This window comes from Sulfurospirillum sp. HTRB-L1, assembly GCF_059415125.1.
The window spans coordinates 412,374-431,409 of the sequence record NZ_JCAHZR010000002.1; the positions used below are offsets into that span (position 1 = coordinate 412,374).

At 47.3% G+C, this 19,036-nt stretch carries 13 protein-coding genes; 1 reads left to right on the forward strand and 12 read right to left on the reverse strand.

Annotated features, from left to right (window positions below; all coding sequences use genetic code 11):
* Nucleotides 1-3: 3 nt before the first annotated feature.
* From AC5SLM_RS04815 to AC5SLM_RS04855, 9 genes are all read right to left on the reverse strand, one after another.
* Nucleotides 4-810 carry a hypothetical protein gene (locus AC5SLM_RS04815; protein WP_495249797.1) on the reverse strand — a complete coding sequence of 269 codons (807 nt, stop codon included), beginning with the start codon at nucleotides 808-810 and terminating at the stop codon, nucleotides 4-6.
* Nucleotides 811-820: 10 nt separating this feature from the next.
* On the reverse strand, nucleotides 821-1,051 hold the full coding sequence (locus tag AC5SLM_RS04820; RefSeq protein WP_495249798.1) for an NADH-ubiquinone oxidoreductase subunit E family protein: 231 nt from the start codon (nucleotides 1,049-1,051) through the stop codon (nucleotides 821-823).
* Between the two features lie 8 nt (nucleotides 1,052-1,059).
* The gene (nuoD, locus tag AC5SLM_RS04825; RefSeq protein WP_495249799.1) at nucleotides 1,060-2,292 is read right to left on the reverse strand and encodes an NADH dehydrogenase (quinone) subunit D; all 1,233 of its coding nucleotides are present in this window, start codon (nucleotides 2,290-2,292) and stop codon (nucleotides 1,060-1,062) included.
* Between the two features lie 2 nt (nucleotides 2,293-2,294).
* Nucleotides 2,295-3,089 carry an NADH-quinone oxidoreductase subunit C gene (locus AC5SLM_RS04830; protein ID WP_495249800.1) on the reverse strand — a complete coding sequence of 265 codons (795 nt, stop codon included), beginning with the start codon at nucleotides 3,087-3,089 and terminating at the stop codon, nucleotides 2,295-2,297.
* Entirely contained in the window at nucleotides 3,089-3,598 is a 510-nt protein-coding gene (locus tag AC5SLM_RS04835; RefSeq protein ID WP_495249801.1) for a NuoB/complex I 20 kDa subunit family protein, read from the reverse strand. The genes AC5SLM_RS04830 and AC5SLM_RS04835 overlap by 1 nt, the downstream gene beginning before the upstream one ends.
* Nucleotides 3,580-3,969, reverse strand: coding sequence for an NAD(P)H-quinone oxidoreductase subunit 3 (locus AC5SLM_RS04840; RefSeq protein WP_495249802.1), 390 nt, complete (start codon nucleotides 3,967-3,969; stop codon nucleotides 3,580-3,582). Before AC5SLM_RS04840 ends, AC5SLM_RS04835 begins: the two co-directional genes overlap by 19 nt.
* 127 nt (nucleotides 3,970-4,096) lie before the next feature.
* Nucleotides 4,097-5,830: an ATP-binding protein gene (locus AC5SLM_RS04845; RefSeq protein WP_495249803.1), complete on the reverse strand. Its 1,734-nt coding sequence runs from the start codon at nucleotides 5,828-5,830 to the stop codon at nucleotides 4,097-4,099.
* Between the two features lie 131 nt (nucleotides 5,831-5,961).
* The gene (locus tag AC5SLM_RS04850; protein WP_495249804.1) at nucleotides 5,962-8,100 is read right to left on the reverse strand and encodes a methyl-accepting chemotaxis protein; all 2,139 of its coding nucleotides are present in this window, start codon (nucleotides 8,098-8,100) and stop codon (nucleotides 5,962-5,964) included.
* A gap of 120 nt (nucleotides 8,101-8,220) precedes the next feature.
* Nucleotides 8,221-11,343 (reverse strand): EAL domain-containing protein, encoded by a 3,123-nt coding sequence (locus tag AC5SLM_RS04855; RefSeq protein ID WP_495249805.1) that lies wholly within the window; start codon nucleotides 11,341-11,343, stop codon nucleotides 8,221-8,223.
* A gap of 429 nt (nucleotides 11,344-11,772) precedes the next feature.
* Between AC5SLM_RS04855 and AC5SLM_RS04860 the strand changes: the two genes are divergently transcribed.
* The gene (locus AC5SLM_RS04860; RefSeq protein ID WP_495249806.1) at nucleotides 11,773-14,415 is read left to right on the forward strand and encodes an EAL domain-containing protein; all 2,643 of its coding nucleotides are present in this window, start codon (nucleotides 11,773-11,775) and stop codon (nucleotides 14,413-14,415) included.
* Here the strand turns inward: AC5SLM_RS04860 and AC5SLM_RS04865 are convergent.
* The 3 genes from AC5SLM_RS04865 to AC5SLM_RS04875 form a co-directional block, all read right to left on the reverse strand.
* Nucleotides 14,399-16,039 carry a glutamate synthase-related protein gene (locus AC5SLM_RS04865; RefSeq protein ID WP_495249807.1) on the reverse strand — a complete coding sequence of 547 codons (1,641 nt, stop codon included), beginning with the start codon at nucleotides 16,037-16,039 and terminating at the stop codon, nucleotides 14,399-14,401. The two genes, AC5SLM_RS04860 and AC5SLM_RS04865, sit on opposite strands and share 17 nt — an antisense overlap.
* 165 nt (nucleotides 16,040-16,204) lie before the next feature.
* Nucleotides 16,205-17,770 carry a fatty acid--CoA ligase gene (locus AC5SLM_RS04870; RefSeq protein ID WP_495249808.1) on the reverse strand — a complete coding sequence of 522 codons (1,566 nt, stop codon included), beginning with the start codon at nucleotides 17,768-17,770 and terminating at the stop codon, nucleotides 16,205-16,207.
* Between the two features lies 1 nt (nucleotide 17,771).
* Complete coding sequence (locus AC5SLM_RS04875) at nucleotides 17,772-18,989, reverse strand: OmpP1/FadL family transporter (RefSeq protein ID WP_495249809.1); 1,218 nt, start codon at nucleotides 18,987-18,989, stop codon at nucleotides 17,772-17,774.
* Between the last annotated feature and the right edge of the window lie 47 nt (nucleotides 18,990-19,036).

Here is a 19,036-nt window from a genome sequence, read left to right on the forward strand (position 1 = left end):
CGGCTATCCTACTTGCTTGATGGTAGAGTGTACGTAGCGAAATTGGGCAGGGACCTGAGCATAAGGCAACAAGGCCACGGTACCTTTCATGCCCTCATCCACACAAAATGTACGCACTTGCACACCTAAGGTGCTATGAACCTCCACGGTATCGCCGTGTTTTGCTTTAGCAGCAACCCCAAACTGTCGCGAACCCAACAGTTGCGAACTTTCTTCTTTGGTCAAGGCAGGGCATGCATAGGCAATTGTCCCGTCATAACTCTCTAAAGTTTCTGGTGGCGTGGGCAATGCAAGCGGGCGGGCAGGTGCGTCCATTGCACCTTGACCTGCCATCGTAAAAAAAACATTAGCGACATGGGCGAACACCCTTAGCCACTGGGCAAGGGCATGGGCATGAAAATGGTGCTCTAAATCTGCACCAAGCACGCACATCACCCGCCGTCCTTGCAATACCTCGGCCAATTCAAGGGCTTCTTCTTCACCTAGGTTGCACTCAGCACTCAAATACCCCTCATCCAGTGCATCAAAAAATGCCCCAAGGGAAGCATCTCCTCCTTGGTAGAGTGCTTTGGTGAGAATGCCAAGCACGCCCTCTTCGCTGCCTGCCTCGTATTTGTAAAAATGACCAAGGCGCGGGTCTTCTATGGCAGAGAGTGTGACAAAAGGAAGCTTTGAAGCCATAATCTCGCCAAGCAAAGGGGCATCGTCCCGCCCAATAAGCGTACCAAACAAGAGCACTGTGTCCACATCATGCAGCGCAAACGTTTCCAAAGGTACGCCCACGTGGTACAGTGCTTCAGAGAGTTTCATCATCTTCATCCTAGCTCGCTTTTTTCTTGACAACAATCGTCCAATCCACTTCGTTGAATTTCAACGAGTTCATGAGTTCATGCCCCAAAGATTTCACCACATCTGCACTTTTTTGCACAGGGGAAAAATCCCCCACTTCAAACATAAAAATAGCCACTTCCCCAGGGGCCATTTCGTCTAAAATCGCTTCCATACGCGGGTAAAAATCCGCTTTCAAGTGCCGTAAATCGTAGCGTTGCATTCCCTCTCCTATCGGTCGATTTCGCCCAAAATAATGTTTGAATTTCCAAGGATGGTGACCACATCCGCCAGGTATTGTCCCACCATCCACTCTTGGTAAAAGGCACAATGGTAAAAACTCGGAGCCCGCACTTTCAAACGGTACGGATAGGGGTCGCCTTGGGAGTTGATGTAAAAACCAAGTTCACCCTTGGGGGATTCGGTTGCCACATACACTTCCCCTTGGGGTGGGCGCATCCCTTGGGTGACAAGGACAAAGTGTTGCATAAGTGCATAGTTTTGGGTCATGATTTGCTCTTTGGGAGCGCTAATGTACTGGGGTGCGTGCGCCATGATGCCCGGTTCACTTTCGTGGTAGAGGCGAATGAGTTGCTTGAGCATGCTTGTGCTTTGGCGCATCTCTTCCATGTAGAGCAAATAGCGGGCATAACTATCACCCTCTTTGGCCACAGGCACGTCAAAGTCTAGTTCTTCGTACAGGGCATAGGGTTCTTCTTTTCGGATGTCCCATTCTACGCCAGACCCGCGTAAAATCACCCCCGTACAGCCCCAACTTTTGGCTTGTTCGGCGGTGACGACGCCTACGCCCTCAAGGCGCATTTTCCAGATGCGGTTCTTGGTCAAAAGCCCTTCATAATCGTCAATATCGCTAGGGAATTTTTCACAAAACGCGGCCAGTTTTGCTGTCCATCCCTCAGGCAAATCCAACGGAACCCCACCGATGCGAATAGCCGAATGGGTGAGGCGCGCGCCGCAGTAAGCTTCTATGAGGTCTAGGACATATTCGCGCTCTCTAAAGGCATACAAAAAGATGGTCATGGCGCCTACGTCCAAAGCGTGGGTGGCAAGCCACAACAAGTGAGAGGTGATGCGGTTGAGCTCTAAGAGTATGGTGCGGATGACTTCTGCGCGCCTTGGGGCTTGAATTTCCAAGAGTTTTTCTACCGCTAGGGCAAAGCCGTAGTTGTTAGAAGAAGCCGCCACGTAATCCATGCGGTCGGTGGTGGGGATGAACTCGTTGTAAATCATATTTTCAGCCATTTTTTCCATGCCCCGATGCATGTAACCCACACAGGGAACGGCTTTGGTAATCATTTCGCCATCGAGTTCCAAGATGAGCCGCAACTGCCCGTGGGCGGAGGGATGTTGGGGGCCCATATTGATAACCATGCGGTTGTCTTCGCGCTCAAAGGCAATGTTTTCAAAAAAAGGGCGGAGTCTGTTTGGGGATTGGTTTTCCATGCTTAGGGCCTCTCTTTCAAGGTCTTAGCACCCTCTTTGGTGATTTTACTCACCACGGTGATGCCGCCTTTTTCTTGGTATTCTTGGGTAGTAGGTGTCCCACTGTAAGGGGCACCCGCCTCCACTTCGTGGCCTATGCGAGAAAAGTCGGTGGTATTGCGCGCATCCACACGCGCAGGATCGCGCTGTTCGGGGCCAACGACCTCACGGTATTCTTTACCAAAGAGGGTATCAATCTCATACCATTGCGCCGCCTCATCCCCTTGCAAGGGATAGGTTTTAAGCAGTGGATGCCCTTGCCAATCATCGGGCATCAACAGGCGTTTCATGTAGGGATGGTTTTCGAGTAAAATCCCAAACATGTCGTACATTTCGCGCTCTGACCAGTTGGCACTTTTGTACACGGGAGTCACGCTGTGTAAGGTTTCTCCTTGGGGTAAAAAGCATTTCACCCTAGCACGTTCGTGTTTTTCCATGGACAAAAGTTGATAAAACACTTCAAAGCCGCCCTTTTGGGCGATAAAATCCACCGCGCTCATTTCACTCAGGTTTTCATACCCTGCTGCTTTAAAAGCCTCAAGGGCACTCACATTGGCCGTGGGTGCGACCCATACTACCAACTGTCCTGCTTCCACATACGCCTCCAACACGTCCACCAACCCCTTTACATGTAAGAGGGTGGCGTTAAAGGGAGAATCTTCCCCTACTTCAAGGCGCGCTAAGGAAGGTTGAATATTAAAACGGTCGGTGTAATACGCTTGTTTTTGCACATTGTGTTTGTCTTGATAGCGTCGCATTAGACCAACCTTTTGGGTGCTTGCTTGCGGTTAGCCCCTTGTCGACGAATCTTTTTTTGCAACAACATCAAGGCGTACTGCAAGGTTTCAGGGCGCGGGGCACATCCGGGCAGGTAAATATCCACAGGAATGATGCGGTCTACCCCTTGAACCGTAGAGTAGGTGTTAAACATGCCGCCTGTATTGGCACAGCTTCCCATACTAATAACCCATTTGGGCTCTGCCATTTGGTCGTACAAGCGTCTTGTAAATTCCGCGTGTTTTTTCGTGAGCGTCCCCGCGATAATCATGACGTCTGAGTGCCTAGGACTGGCACGAAAGATGGTGCCAAAACGGTCAAAGTCGTAGCGACTGCCTCCTGCGGCCATCATTTCAATGGCACAGCATGCAAGGCCGTAACTGAGTGCCCACACGGAGTTGCTGCGTCCCCATTGCACCAATTTATCTACCGATGTTAGCGCGAGGGGAAGCCCACCGCTGTTTAAATACTCTACTTGATGCTGTGCCATTCAAGTGCTCCTTTTTTCCATTCGTACAAAAAGCCGATAGTGAGTAATCCTAAAAAGAAAATCATGGCGACAAAGCCAAACCATCCGAGGACTTTAAAATTGACTGCCCACGGAAACATAAAAATAATCTCAATATCAAACAAGATAAACAACAAGGCAAAGGTGTAAAACTGAGCGGAGATGCGGTTAGGTTGCTTGGTGGGTTCAGGCCCACACTCGTAAATGGATAATTTTAATTTTTCCGTGTCTTTTCTGGCAAATTTATTGCCCACCGTGCGGGCTAAAAACACGATGCCAAAAAAGATGACCGTGGCAAAAACCAACATCACAAACACCCCAAAATAGGGGTGAGCAAAGTCCATATGCGTCATAAATATCCTTTTCAATGAAGGTACGGGGTAACTAATATACAAAAAAGATGGTTTAAGAAACCTTTGAAAAGTCTCATTTTTATCCCATCCTTTTAGATAGTCCTTACATGTAACACTTTTGGGGCGTTTATTGGGCAAATCCCATGGTTTTGCCTTCCCCAAAGGCACCGCTTGTTTCTCGACCGATGGCTTGAATAAAATCCTCCATGGTAAAAATTGGTTCTTCTTTGATGGCCACTTTGAGTGCCGTGTTTTTCAGCACTACCACAATTTGTCCACCGCTTAAAGGGTAGTTGGCCAAGATTTCAATGTTGAAATCCGCCTCATACACCGCGCTTTCTGGAAGCACCCTGCGCCACAAGTCAAGGCGTTGTTTGAAATCAGGCTTTTCAAAGGCGATTTTATAATCAAACCGTCTTGAAAAGGCCACATCTAAACTCTCCAAAAAGTTGGTCGTTGCAATCAAAATGCCTTCAAAGCGCTCAATTTGTTCGAGGAAAATATTTTGCATTTGGTTGTGCATCTTGTCCGCACCCGAACCCCCATCGGCACTTCTAGCGCTCAAAAACTGGTCCGCTTCGTTTAACAGCAACACCGGCTCGCTTTTGGTTTTGATGCACATCTCTTTGTACGTGTCAAAAATCTTGCGCACGTTTTGCTCGCTCTCGCCCACGTATTTGGAGAGAATCTTGGAGCAATCAAAGCTAAGCACCCGCTTTTTCAACGACTTTGCCAAGGAAACCGCCGTCATGGTTTTACCCGTGCCAGGAGGCCCATACAACAACACTTTTGCGTCAATCCCACGCCTGTTTTTCTTGATGCCCCACTCTTTTAAGCGCGCCACGACTGTGCGGTCTACTTGCTTTAAAAGGGTGTCCATGAGCTCTCTAGTTTTAGGGTGCATCACCACGTCATCAAGGGAGGTTTTGGGGTCGATGAGTTCGAAGATTTCTTGTTGTTCCACCAACATGTCGAGTTTAATTTTTTTGTTTTTTTTCTCTTTGTCGGGGTGCATGATTTTTTGCAAAATCTCTTCTTGAATGTAAAAACTACGCGCCACGCCCCCAAACGCCGTGAGCATTTCATCGTAATCAATCAACCCGCTCTCCACAAGTTTGGAGCCTTCTTCTAAAAGGGCGCGGTTTTTGATTTTTTCATAATCATCATAACTCACCAAAGAAATCAAGGTATTCATTTCGCGCAAGCTTTCAAATTCCCCTGCATACTCTTCTTTTAAAAGCGCTAAAAAGATGATTTGCTCTTTTTCTTCCAACAAATGCTCTTCAAACAACGCCTCGATGATGATTTCGTTTTTCGTCGCCTTAATGCGCTCGGCAATTTTCGCTTCTAGCATCACAAGGGTGGTTTGCAAGCGGTTAAAGCCGTGGGAAAATTCCGGGCCATTTTGGCGTGTCGCGCCCAGTTTTTGGTAAAGCTCAATGCGGAAAAATTGGTCTTTGAGGTACTCAAGGTGATCCGCATATGGCGTGGTTTCTGGCAAAATCATCTCCAGTGTTCCCTCTTCCAAGAGTTTCAAAAAGGTCGTGCTAAGGCACACGGAGGAGTTGAAAAGTTCCAAATTTGACACCTCTCCCATCTTAAGGCCTGCAAAACTGCTTTGAATCACCCACCCAGAATCCATCAAGCTCTTCACTACGGGCAAATGGTTAAGGTGGCTGTACGCTTTGGTACCAAAAAGCTCCATGAGCACTTCGCTCACCGAGAGGTCAATCGTACCCGCCACATACTGGGACGTCATGTAGCGCAGGGTGAGGGCTTCTTCTTTGGAGCATTTTAAGTGCGTAAACACATGGGTTTTTTCAATAGCATCGTTGTCTAAAAAATCAATTAAAAACTTCATGCACTTCCTTATGGATGCAAAATCATAGCGAAGAGGCATGATACTAAAATGATGCTTGTGTTTGGATGTGAAAATTAAGGTAACTCGCAGGGGCGTAAAGACCCCTAAGGGTCCTTACATGTAAGGCCTTGTTACGCCTTGCGGCGCGAGGCTAAAATCGTATTTAGGAGGCTAAAGAGGGTTTTGGAATCTTTTTCTGCTGCGTCAAACAAGCCTTTGATGGCAGCAGCCTCCTCAAGGGTTGCATCGTTTTTAATGATGTCTAACACCCGTTGAATGTTAGTATGCACCCCTTCGTGGGGCTTTTGGATGTTGATGAAGGCTTCGTGCGCACTAAAGGTTGCCCGGCCTTCGTTTTGGTACCATTTGCCAAAGCGGCAGGTGCTGCTGTTGCTCATCACTTTTTGCTTATCGTCCGTAAACACCGCCAAATAGCCGTTGGTTTTGTAGATGATGTGGTCGATTTTCGCCAAAGAGACAAACAATTCATGGGTAATGCTCTCGTTTTCTTGTTTGGTGTGGCGTGAAGATTCGATGAGCTCGTTGAGGGTTTGGGTAAAGGTTTGAAGCCGCGTGGAAGACGCACTGGTAAAGTGCTCAACGCGTTCGTTGTTTTCAAGCATGGCGTTGGAATTTTGACGCAATACGTTGATGTTCATCTCCACCTCTTGGGTTGCTTTTTGGGTGCGCTCCGCCAATTTGCGCACCTCATCGGCCACTACTGCAAACCCGCGTCCGTGCTCCCCTGCGCGCGCGGCTTCGATGGCGGCGTTGAGGGCCAAAAGGTTGGTTTGGTCAGAAATATCTTTAATAAGGGCCATCACATTGCTAATCTCATCCACGTTTTGATTGAGCTGTTCCGAACTTGTTCGCGCCCCATGGACCATTTGTACAATGTCATTGATATTTGCAACAATCGCCCCCGTGCTTTCTTGAACGCTATGGATAACACCCTCGGCAGTTTCGTTGATGGTATTGATGGTTTTAATGCTTTCAATATTGCCATTGATATTTTGCTGCAAATCTTCGCTATCGTAAATCACCCCGCCCACAAGGCGGTTAGCAAGGGAGGTAAAGAGGGTAGATTTTTGCAAATTATTTTGGGCTTCTTGGGTAGCTTCGTTGGCACGCTTTGCTTCTAGTTTGGCCTCTTCGGCAATCACTTGCACCTTATCCAAAAGCCCATCAAAACTATCTGCCGCTTGACCAATCTCATCATTGCTTTCAAAATTTAACCGTCTGGTTAAATTTTCAGAACCACTGGAAAGCTCTTTTGCAATACTGTCTAAACGTTTAATAGGCACCATCACCGTTTTGTGAATCGTCCACATCATAAACAAGACCACCAAAACCAACAAGGCCACAATAAACCCTAACTGGTACGCAAGGATGATTGAGGTGCTAGTGACTTCTGCTTGCACCAAAGCACTGGGCTTGGCAAGCAAGGCATGGCCAACCGTATTGCCTGCAACATCCGTGATAGGAAGTGCGACGGCGAAAAATTCTTCATCAATCACGTAAGGAGAAGTGATAGCCTTTTGGAGGCTAAAGGTTCCCCCAAACACATACGCTTCAAAGGCTTCATCAACGCGCTGTGTGCTCGAAAGGGGGTGGCCGTCTTTGGCTTTTTTAGCATTGGCAAACAAGGGTGCGTGGGCTTTGTCAAGAAAGTACAAAAAGTCCACCCCTGCGTTTTTAAGGGGTGCTGCAAAGTTATTAATCCCCCCATCAAAATCCAACAACCCAATCAATCGCCCTTCGTCGTACAAGGGAAAAACACTCTTAAACCGTAGGCCGTTGGCCGCTTCTTCAAAAGCCACCACGGGTTTTTTGGTCTTTAGCACTTCTTGGTACGTTTTGGAACTCGCGTAACTTTGCCCAAAACTTTGCGGGTTCCAGGATTTAAAATAAGAGACAAGTTCGGGTGTAAGCAAATGCACCGCTACGGCACGAAAAGGGGTATTGTCTTTGTACAGTTGGCCAATATTGGCGATAACACGCGCAAGCACTTCGCGGTCGTTAGTAGCAAAGGCACGCACAATGTCTTGGTTTTTAGCCAGTTGCATGGCATTGGTGAGCCACACATCATCTTTAGCTTGAATCTGCTCTTGGAGCATGATGGTTAGGGCGTGTTGCTCTTTGGCATACACCTCTTTTTTCATTTGATTCACAAAATATTGACCCGAAAACACCGAAGCAACAAAGCCAAAGGCACCTGCAAGTACAAAAGGGATGAAAATCTTTGACGCTAACGAACGGGTCCTTGCCATTTTAGTCTCCTTGGCACAGTTTTAATCTAGCACATTCTAAAATAAAGGAACTTAAAGGGGAATGTTTTTGGGATGAAATTTGACGAAAAAACAATAATTGTGCCACGTCTTCTTTTTTTATCATGCCCCTTGTTGCTCCACTACCGTTGCACAAAACGCCTCTTTGCTCATCGGCTTTCCAAACAAATAGCCTTGAAATTGCTTGCACCCGCTACGTTCCAAACGCTCCCGTTGCTCGGGCGTTTCCACCTGTTCAGCCACCACGTTCATGTTGGCGTTGCGCGAAAGGGTGAGGATTGTTTGCAAAATCAGCGCTGCGTCTTCTGAGGCTTCTTCCATCACCAAGCGTCCTACTTTTACCTCATCAAAAGGGAGGGTGCGCAACTGGCGAAAGGAGGTAAGACTGTCGCCATAACCATCAAGAGAAAACCGCACACCCAAGGCAAACAGGTGGTGCATGTTTCCTTCCATTTCGGGTCCATATTTTAAAAACGTTGCTTCTTGCACATCCAAACGTACCCGCTCAAGCCCTTCTTCAAAGCCTTCAAACGCTTTGGAAACTTGCGGTACAAGGTACTCGCTACACATTTGCTTTTCCCCTACATTGATGCTTACATGTAAGGGGGCAAGGGAGGTGTTTTTCCATCCTCGCATCTCTTTAGCCACCTCCTCAAAAATCCACGCCCCAATGGGTTCAATCAAACCCGTTTCTTCCGCAATCATCAAAAACTTTTTCGGCACCAAACACCCCAAAGAAGGGTGATGCCACCGCAAAAAAACTTCTGCCCCCACAATGAGATTTTGGGCATCAACCTTGGGCTGGTACAACAATTCAAATCCCTTCTTCTTTGCCACCCCATGGCGCAAATCCTCTTCGAGTTGCTCGCGCTCCCTTGTGAGTTGGTGTAAGGCATTATCGTACACATAGGTTTGGTCTCGCCCCGCATCTTTAGCCTCATACAGTGCGATGTCTGCGCGCTTTAACACTTCTTCTGTATCTTCCCCTTGAAACAACGTCGCCCCAATACTCACGGTGGCCTTGTACTCTTTTTCTTTGAGCATATAAGGGGCGTTTAACACGTCATGCAAATTTTTTGCCACCCGCTTTACATGTAAGGCTGCTTGCGCAAGGTCGGTGTCTAGGCTTTCTAAAATCACGACAAATTCATCGCCCCCAAAACGGGCAACCGTGTCACTTTCCCGCAAGGTGGCTTGGATGCGCCCAGCAACGTGTTGTAAAAACAGATCCCCACAATCGTGCCCCCGCGTGTCGTTGAGGAGTTTGAATTTATCCAAATCTAAAAACAACACCGCCGCATACTTTCTGTGGCGCTTAGCAACCAAGCGCGCACTTTTGAGGCGCTCTTCAAGCAAACGGCGGTTAGGAAGTCCCGTGAGCGCATCAAAAAAGGCGAGGGAATGAATCTTTTCTTCGTGCTCTTTGCGCGCGGTGATGTCTTGTTTGATGGCGATAAAATGTTCTATCTTTCCCAGGGTATTGACCATGGGTGTAATGCTTAACTCCTCGCAATACAGCGTCCCATCTTTTTTGCGGTTGATAAGCTCCCCGTGCCAAGGCACTCCCGATAAAATCGTGCTCCACATCGCCTCATAAAAGCTCTGCGCTTGTTTTCCCGAGTGCAACAACTCCTTAGGCTTTCGCCCCAACGCCTCCCCTGCACTAAATCCCGTCAACCGCTCAAAAGCAGGGTTCGCCCACTGAATCATCGCCTCTTGGTCCGTAATCACCACCGCATTGGCGCTGGATTCAAGGGCTTGGGTAAGAAGGCGCATGTGCTGTTCGTTTGCTTTGCGTGTCGTGATGTCGTAAAAGGTCACCACCATCACGGCTTCTTGCCCCTCTTGGGCTAAAGGTTTGGCTTGGATTTCGACAGCAATCTTTTTTCCATGCTTACATGTAAAGAATTCTTGGTCGCTTGCAAAGGCGGTGCGGCGGATGAGGGCAACGTATAAGGGATTTTCTTTTAAAGACCTCGTTCCTTTTTTATCATAGCTATAAAACAGGTGGTGCGCCTCTTTACCCAAAATCTCCTCTTTGGTGTAGCCTAGCAAGGTGCACGTTGCGGCATTGACATCCACAGCTATCCCTTTTTTATCCATCACAAAGACCCCTTCGGAGAGGGTATTGTAGAGGGTTTGGATTTTTTCATGTTGCGTGCGCGCCCGTTTGGCGTGGCGTTGCATCCCAAACAACAACACAAAAATCACCGCCCCCCACACACTGCTTAGCCCAAGCACCAATCCAAAATCTTTCCACAAGTGCACGGGGGTCATGTCGTATTGGTAGGAGAGAAAAAACCCTTCAACGCCCCGCTCTCCCCTTCCCAAGGGCAAAAGCGTCACCCCATAAAAGGCCTTCTCCACCTGCGCATAGGTGCTAAGAGAAACTCCTTTTTCAAGCCCTTTAAGAAAGGTTTTGTTGTGAGAAAGGGCCAAACCAAGGGCTTGGGCTAACTTCACCTCTTCTTCGGGTTGGTTTAAAAATGCGCCATGAAATACCTCCATCACAAAGCGCTCATGCAATGGGACAGGGGCGTATAAATGCTCTTGTTGTGTGCGCAACAAGGTGTCTGCCATCGTTGCATCCACCACAAACCCGTACCCGCGCGAGGGATCAAGTTGGTGCAGGGTGTCTAAAAAAGAAGCGGTTGGTACGCCCATCTCTACGGTTCCTAAAAACACTCCTTCGTGAAACAAGGGGTAAATAAACCGATACCCAAAAAAGGTGGAACTCACCTCAAACCCTTGAACTTTTTGCTGTGTTTCGTGCGCGTAGCGGAGCAAAGGGCGCGTTGGGAGTAAAATATCACCATGGTGCTGCGGGGCATGAAAACGCAATAAAGTGTGGCCACTTGGCAGGTGGATACACAACTGGGAAACGTTGTTCTTTTGCAGGGTTTCATACACATCGCCAAGGGCAAGCAAGAGTTCTTGACGCACTTCATCGTGTAGCTGACCCAAGGGGGCATTTGCGGCGCGGGCTAACCCCTCAAGGACCGCAGGCTTTTGAAAGGCTAAATCCAACACTTGTTCTATGGCAAACACGTATTTTTCAATGCTACCGCGGTACGCAAGTTCAAAGGTGCTTTGGCTTTTTTCCAATTGGCTTGTTTCTTGCACTACGCGATTATGGTTAAGCCAGCCAAGGGCCACAGCCCCTGCAAGTAAAACCAATACGACATAGGTTGCCCCTAAATACATTTTGCTCTTAAGCCAATTCACGCTTCGGTTTCCTTTGTTAGAGTTTTGAGAACTCCTGACACATCTTTACCCCTCACGGAGCAATACTGCACCCCCTAAAGGGGTATTATCCTTACATGTAAAGAAGAGATTAGTTTTATTAAAAGAAGAAAATATTCTGTATGCCGCCAAAAAATTCCGTTGATTTTAGCCAAAAACAACCTTACTCACACGCAAAAAGTCCCAAAAATATCCTTTCCTTGTGTAATTTTTACTAAAAGTGACATATTTTTTCCGCAACACCTACAGTATGGAGGCGGGAGACATTTTTAAAGCAGACATCCTCTCGTGTTTGGGTCAAAATTGGGTTATAATAAATACTCACTTTTCTCAAAAGGATTCGTGCGGTCCCTACAAGCGTCTTTTGCATTTTTTCCTCAAGTCTTTCATCTCTTGGACAAAGGAGTGGTGATGTTTGCCCAAAAGCTTTCTCGGTGGCATTTACTCAGTTCATGGCTCATTATCTTTACCATTGTTATCTTATTTGGTTCACAACTCGTTTTTACCCAATACCAAAACCTTGAGAGCGAAATCACCCAATTTAAAACCCAAGAGCTTCAATCCCGCGTTTTTCTCAACAAAAGTGCCATCACCCAAGCCATCACCTACATCGACCACAAACGCAACGAAACCCATGCCGCTTTTCGGCGCATACTTAAAGAACAAACCGAAGCCTTTGTTGCCCTTTTGTACGCTTCCAATGGCCCCATCACCCTTGAAGCGGCGAGGGAGCTAGCCCAAAGCTTTTCACGCCACCATGACATCCTTTTGCATTTTCACGCCACCACGCTCAATCACGACCTTGAAGGGTACCATGTCAGTAAGGAAGAAAACCAAGTGGGATACTTGCACTACATTCCTGAGCTTAATGCCTATGTTTTGGGGCACCAAAGCCTCTCTTACTTTGAAGAGCGAGTGAAAAAGCAGATTCTTGAAACCTTACGCTACATCCGTTTTGGCAAGGAAAACAGTGGGTATATTTTTATCATGGAGCTTTACAACATCGACGGGGGAAAGGGGTTTGCTAAAGAAATCCTTCTTCCTATCGACCCCATCAAAGAAGGGCTGTTAATCGACTCAGACACACAAGATGAACAGGGAAACCGCTACCGCGAAGACTACCTTAAACAACTCAAGGAAAAAAGTTTTGCCATCACCCGCTACATGTACCCCATTAGCGAAAGAGACACGGATGCACGCGAAAAAATCTCTTACCTTGAACTGTACCACCCGTGGAATTGGGTCATTGGCACGGGGGTTTACTTTGACCACCTCAATGAAAATATTGAAATCTACAAAAAACGCAGTCTGGAGCGTTTGAAACTCAATCTGTACTTTTTGGCACTTTTTTTAGTCATCTTTAGCGTTCTTGCTTACGGGATTTCTCGCTACTTCAACCGCCGCTTACTTGAAGAAGTCTCCCTTTACGAGGAGACCATCAAAAAACACCAAAGCGCTCTTTCCCAGTACAAACACGCCGTTATGGAAAGTACCATTTACTCCAAAACCGACCCCAAAGGCATCATCATTGATGTCAACCATGAATTTTGCCGCATCAGCGGGTACGCAAGAGAAGAGCTTATCGGAAAAACTCACGCACTCATCCGCCACCCCGAAGAACTCGACGCCACCTTTAAAGCCCTGTGGGAAACCATCACTGCCAAACGCATCTTTAAAGCGGTGCTTAAAAACCGTACCAAAAACGGTGCCACCTTTTACGCAAGCACCACCATCATGCCCATCCTTGACACCCGCGGCGACATCCAAGAATACATCGCCCTTCGCATTGACATCACCGATAAAATGGAGCAAGAACAGCGCATCCAACGGCAAATCACCGACCGCCTCACGGGCCTTTCCAGCATCGAACGCTTGCGCGAAGATATCCGCACCCACCTTGGGGACAAACTTGCCCTCATTAAGGTCACAGGACTCAAAGACGTGTCAAGTTTTTATGGACAAGACATCGCCGAAGCCCTCCTTAAACTTTGCGCTGCAGAGCTGCAAACCCTTACCCACAAAGACCCTTTAACCCTCTACCGTTTTGCGTTTGACACCTTTGCCCTGCTTGGAAGCACTCACAGTAAAAAAGAAGACTTTCTCCGCATTTTGCATCGGTGCGTGGAAAACCTCAAGACCTATTCCAAATCTGTAGGCCATGTCAACTTTGACGTGGGTGCCCACGCGGGTGTTGCTTTTGGCACAGACCACGCGTTTCAAGAAGCCCAAGCCGCCCTTGACCAAGCCCGTGCAAATAAACAAGAGTTGATTGTCTTTGATGCTAATCTGAGTATTTTACAAATCTATCAGCACAATATCGAGTGGACACGCATCATCAAAACCGCCCTTGAAAACAATAAAATCCTCGCCTATGCCCAAGGTATTTTTGACCTTACCACCAACAGTATTTCCCATTACGAGGTGCTGATGCGCCTTGAACAAGAGGACGGCACCGTTGTCTCCCCTTCTTTGTTCTTGCCCGTAGCCAAACGCTCTAACCTTTACTTAGAACTCACAAAACGCATTGTCGTGGCTTCGTTTAACCACTTTGGGCCCCTTAACCTTCCCTTTTCCATCAACCTCACCGCCCAAGATGTGTACAACACGGATTTTGTCACCTTTTTGGAAGAGTATATTGCGCGCCTTGGGGTTGGAAAATTGCTTACCCTTGAGATTGTAGAGACAGAAAGTGTGGATTCTTTTGAATGTATTTCACTCTTTATTGAGCGTATGAAACGCTTTGGGGTAAAAATCGCCATTGATGATTTTGGCACAGGGTATTCAAACTTTGAATACTTACTCAAAATCAATGCCGATTACATCAAAATCGACGGTTCGTTGATTCGCACCATCGACGTTGACGCCAACTGCCAAAAGGTTGTGGCGGCCATCGTGGCTTTTGCTAAAGACTCTTCCATGGAAGTCGTCGCGGAATTTGTACACTCAAAAGCGGTGTTGGAACAGGTGCAAGCCCTTGGCATCACCAAGTGTCAGGGGTATTATTTTCACACCCCTGAACCTTTACATGCAATACCGCCTAAGCCTTTAAAATAGCTAGAGCTTTTGCATCATCCACATCAAGCATGAAAGGAATGCCCGTTGCTTTGGCTGTTTCTTCGTTGGCAGAGAAAATATCCTCGCGGGTAATGTTGCCCACATTGAATTTACGCGCACCCGCTAGAAGTTGCTGAAGACCTGTGCTTAGCTTGTCCGCTAGGGTAAATGACGCAATAGCACCGTAAGGAATGTTGGCCATCTCGGCCTTACCCACTAGCTTTTGCACTTCATAGTATCCCGCAAAAATCTCTTCCGCACGGGTGCCTTTTTCGGTCACGCTTGCGGGGAGTTTTTCCCAGTGTCCAAACACTTTCTCTTTGTGTTCTGGCTTTAATGCCCCTTCGATATTTGAACCCAAAAAAGCAGGAATCATGAGGGAGCGGCCCATGCAAATAAGCTTGGTAAAAGGCGCACCAAGGGCAAGGGCTTTAAAGATGTGGTCTTCCCTCGCCAAACCGCCCGCAAAGGCCATATCCACTACTTTAACCCCTTGGGCTTCAAGGATTTTGGCGTAGCGGTACGCTTGGGCGTGAAGGTGCAAGGAAGGCACACCCCAGTTTTCCATCATATTCCACGGACTCATGCCCGTACCTCCCCCTGAACCATCGATGGTTAAGAGGTCAAGGCTGGCTTCGCTGGCGTATTTGATAGCCATGGCCAAGGCTTCGTTACCATAAGAACCCGTTTTTAGAGAGATGCGCTTAAAACCAATCTTTCGCAAGTACGCCACGCTCTCCATGAAGTCTTGTTTCACCGCCGCCTCGTCTTGCAAGTTAGTCCCGCCCAAACGGCTGTGGCGCGCAAAGGCTTTAATGGCACCGCTTTCAAAGGCTTCTTGGGCTTCAAGACAGGAGGGGTCTGGGTCGAGAAGGTAGCCACGGGCTTTGAGAAACAACGCGTACTCTAGGCTATTGACTTGGATTTCTCCGCCGATGTCTTTGGCTCCTTGGCCCCATTTAAGCTCAATCACCACGCTTTCGCCGTATTTTTCCACGACATATTCGGCCACACCATTGCGGGTGTCTTCAACATTGAGCTGAACAATAATAGCTCCATGGCCACTAAAATAACGCTGATAGGTCTGAATACGGCGATCAAGCTCCGGAGCTTTTTTGATTCTCCCTTTTTCAATAACCGCTTCTTTGTCAATGCCCACGACGTTTTCACCCACAACAATAGGGTACCCCGAAAGGGCCGCCCCGATACAAAACGAATCCCAATATTTACTCGCGATTGCCGTAGAACCCAGTGCACCTGTCATGATGGGTAGCTTAAATGTTGTTTTTTCTGTTGCGCCAAAAGAGCCCTCAAGGGAAACATTGGTAAAAAGACAATCATCAGGGTCGGTACTTAGGCCATTTTTTAGCCCAGAAGAGCCATAGTTGTACCCTTGAATACGCAAAGAGTTGTAACAGGCTCCCACGTGCGTCGTGTTGCGCGCCCCTGAAGTGGTAGCGCCAAAGTCTCTAGGATAGAGCAGTTTTCGCCCCACCATGCTTGACATCCATGTTTCACATTTGCCTTTACAATCTGAAGTGCACAGGGTGCACAGTCCTGATTCTGCGGCATTTCCACGGTTTGCCGTTCCAAGCGCGTCGTTATTTTTTGGCCATTCAATCATACCTATCCTTTAAGTAAATTTTATAACAATATAATCTAAGTGTACTTTTAAAAGAATTAACTGATTAAAAAATGTTCAGCATTACACTGTGATTTACCAATGTTTTGATTATTTTTTAATCAAAGAGGAATCCCCAGAACTTGGCGGTTAAGCTCTGGGAAAGGGTTATTTTAGAGGGAATTTACCTGTTAATACATGGTCTTTTAGCACGCGTTTAAGTACTTTTCCTGTTGCATTTTTAGGCAACTCTTCCACGGTATAAACATGCTTAGGTACTTTAAAATTTGCCAAATGGGCTTTTAGGTACTGCTTGAGTTGGATTTCAGGGATGCTCTCTACCCCTTCTTTGAGTTGGATAAAAGCTAACACTTCCTCGTCATTGGTACTGTCTTTAACCCCAATCACCGCGCACGCATCAATGCCTTCAAGTTTATAGAGCACTTCTTCGATTTCACGGGGGTAAATGTTGATACCCTTGGAGATAATGAGGTCTTTTTTGCGGTCTACGATATACAAAAAGCCTTCTGTGTCCATCTTGCCCAAATCCCCCGTGCGAAGCCAACCGTTCACAATAGTCTCATCCGTTGCGTCAGGGCGGTTGTAATAGCCCTTCATGACACAATCTCCCTTAACGATGATTTCACCCACTTCGCCTAGGGGAAGTTCCATCATCTCTTCGTTGACGATTTTGACTTCGTACCCTGGAAGCGCTGGGCCTACAGAAAGGGGTTTTTGTTTCTCAGAACGGTTGACAGCTACAGCGGGAGAACATTCACTCAGGCCGTACCCTTCTAACAAGGTAGCCCGCTTGAAGCGTTTGTTGAAATCTTCGAGCGCTTTCTCACTTAAAGGCGCACTGCCTGAGATAAACAGGCGCACTTTGTTGAACCACAGAAAATACCACGGGATTTTTGCCTTTAAAAGGGCGTTGTAAATGGTCGGCACGCCTAAAAAGATGGTCACGCGCCTCAGCAAGGTTTGCTTCATGACATTACTAAAAGGAAACACGGATTTAATAAGCACCATGGAACTGCCCGCGTACAACGGTAGTAACACCATGATGGTTAAGGTAAAGGAGTGAAACATGGGCAAATAGACAATAAACCTGTCTTTAGCGGTGATTTGAAACACCTCATCAGCACTCACCATGTTGGAAAACATATTGCGGTAGCTGAGCATGGCGCCCTTGGGTTTGCCTGTGGTGCCAGAGGTGTAGATGATGCACGCTAGGTCATCCAGTTTTGGTGCATTGGCAAGCTGTTCGTGGGTTTCCATACTGCCCGTGATTTCTACAAAGCTGTAATTACGCTCATCTAGCTTACCGTAGTGTCCTGTCCAAACGATTTTTTCCACGGGAGTCGCTTCCAACAACCCACTTGTCTCCCCCGCAAATTCGGGAGAGCAGATGAGCAATTTGGCTTGGGCGTCGCTGAGGATGTACTCAAATTCCTCGCGTTTTAAGAAGGTATTGATAGGCACCGCCACCGCCCCAATCTTGGTCACCGCCAAAAAAGAGACGATAAATTCTTCCGAATTGGCAATGATGAGCGCGACTTTGTCGCCATTTTTAATGGAGCTAAACTCCAAAAACCGTGCAAAGGTGTCCACCTTTTGCTTCAACCTCAAATGGTCAACCTTGCGCTCATCCACCAACAACACCGCCTCTTTAGGGCGGTGCTTAGCGTTATGTTCAACCATTTCGTAAAAATTGCGGTACTTGTAGGTTAACATCTTAGAACCTGTAGGTGATGCCCGTGGTGACAAGATGTGCGCCACTTCCGGTAAATTTGCCTTGGGTGTTAGTGTTGGTTACGCTACGCGTTTTTTTGTCACTGTAGAGGTACGCCATCCCTACGGTAATATCTTCACGTATTTTATAGCTAAAGCCAACAGAGTAAAGATTGGCATCAGAATCAGGAAGTTCAAATCCAAGGGTAGAATCAGGCACTGGAGTTTCATCGTACGCATACCCCGCCATTAAGGTGAGCGCATCACTGTATTCGTGGGTGATACCGATACGGTAGGTGTTGGTATCTTTCCAGTTTTTAGCAGAAGGATTGTCAAACATGGCAACCAAAACAGGATTTACAATAGTGCTTCCGTAATTAAAATCCAGATTTTTATACGCCGACCAATACACGCGCTCATACACCAATTCAACGGTTGTTTTATTGAATGTGTAAGCGGCAGCTAATGCTAATGTTGCAGGAAGAGGGATAGTGACACTTGCAGAGCCATCGTATTGCAATGCATTCATGTGATACAGTTTTGCATCCCCTTTAACCGTCAAATCCACCTTTGAACGGTAGGTTGCAGCCAGTTTAAGTTCGGGAGTAGGACGATAGGCTAACGCTAAGTTGTACCCATAGTCAATAGAATCTCCCGTTAAATCTCTTTTTGCCGCACCATAGCCAAGATTTCCATCACTCTTCACTACCCCATCCGTGTACACCATCCGCACCCCAAAACCAAGGGCCAGTTGGTCGTTGATTTTATACGCGGCCGTTGGGTTGGCTTCGATAATGCGCAGGGTAAACTCTTCTGCGAAAGCTTTTTGATAGGGGCTATTCCACCGCTTAGAAAGACCACCTGGGGCCACCGTAGAAAAACCAAAGCGCCAGTTTTCATAGTACTCGGGAGTTACTACATGTAAAGAAGGCATCAAGAAATGTTCCTCTTTGGATTCGCCATCTGCCCCTGTACCTGAATTGGCAAACTTTACTTTAGGGAGGTTAATGTAAGTTAACGCCCCTTCTACGTGGTAGACATTGTCCATCCACACCATATTGGCAGGGTTATAATAGTTGGCATCTGCCCCATTCGCCGCCGCCACGTTGGCTGCGCTCAACGCCGTTCCCTTTAGGGATTGCTCGGGAATCTTATACCCGCTTGCCTGAAGTGCCGCCACACAGGCCATACTCATGCCCACAACGCGCATCGTCTGTCTCATCTGTTTCCTTTGTAAAAATTTTAAGTGATTTTTTGTCTCACCCACGA